Annotated in this window: 1 protein-coding gene; it reads right to left on the reverse strand. The window is 61.8% G+C overall.

All coding sequences use genetic code 11. The features are described from left to right. Positions 1 to 16 precede the first annotated feature (16 nt). Positions 17 to 971, reverse strand: a protein-coding gene (locus XH88_RS25650; RefSeq protein ID WP_442868471.1) for an IS630 family transposase whose coding sequence is annotated in 2 segments (ribosomal slippage) — positions 17 to 626 and positions 625 to 971 — 957 coding nt in all. Because the reading frame shifts where the segments join, the coding sequence is not laid out codon by codon here. Between the last annotated feature and the right edge of the window lie 102 nt (positions 972 to 1073).

The raw sequence follows: 1073 nt of genomic DNA on the forward strand, positions 1-1073 counted from the left end.
CTAGAGCATCCGTCACTTAAGCTGAAGCGTATCCGTCGTGGCGGAAGTAGTTTTGGCATTCCTGAGGCGAGAAGTCGTCGATGAGAACGGCGATTCTTCGCCAGAGATCATCGACGGTTCGTTCTGCTGCCTTTCGCAGTCCGGTCTTGAACTTGGCGAAGGCCAGTTCGATGGGGTTTAGGTCTGGGGAATAGGGCGGCAGATACAGAAGCTTTGCGCCGGCGACCTCGATCGCTTCACGCACACCGGCAACCTTGTGGCTGGCGAGATTGTCGATGATGACTGTATCGCCTGGCGAGAGGGTCGGCACGAGCACCTTCTCGATGTAGACGCGGAACGCATCGCCAGTCATGGGGCCTTCCAGGACCCAGGGCGCGACCAGGCCGTCACAGCGCAGGCCGCATGTGAATGTTGTGGTCTTCCAATGGCCCCACGGAGCCTTGCAGACGAGCCGCTTGCCCCTCGAACAGCGCCCATAGGCGCGGACCATCTTGGTGTTGGCGCCGGTCTCGTCGACGAACACCAGTTTGGTGGGGTCAAGGCTTGCCTGGCCGAGCTGCCAACGCTCGCGAGCCTGCGATACGTCGGGCCGATCCTGCTCGGCGGCGTGCAGCGTTTTTTTTGAAGGTGATCGCGTGTCGCTTGAAGAAGCGGCGAACCGCGGCCTCCGAAGTCTTCAGACCAACGCCGGTCAGCAACCGTTGCACCATCGCTTCCAGCGTCAGGTCCGGCTCAGCGGCGGTCAAGTCCAGCAGCCAGACCGCATGCGGCTCCAACGGGGAGCGGCTCTTGCCACCACGCGCCCGAGGATGAACGCTGCCGGTTTGGCTGTGTAGCTGAGCCCAGCGGACGGCCGACGCCGCGCTCACCTTGAACCGCTCCGCCGCCTGCCGCCGCGAAGCTCCCGCCAAGATCTCCTCGACAACCCGTGATCTAAGATCGTCCGAATGCGCAGTCGTTCTCGTTCCCATCCTCAGCCTCCGAATCAGAGACCTTATGGACTCACGATAATCGACGCGCCGGAAGCCATCCCTCCATCACTTTCGATTCAACTCAGTCGCCGGATGCTCTAG

Origin of the sequence: Bradyrhizobium sp. CCBAU 51627 (assembly GCF_028128765.1) — a bacterium.
In the GTDB taxonomy this organism is placed as follows: domain Bacteria; phylum Pseudomonadota; class Alphaproteobacteria; order Rhizobiales; family Xanthobacteraceae; genus Bradyrhizobium.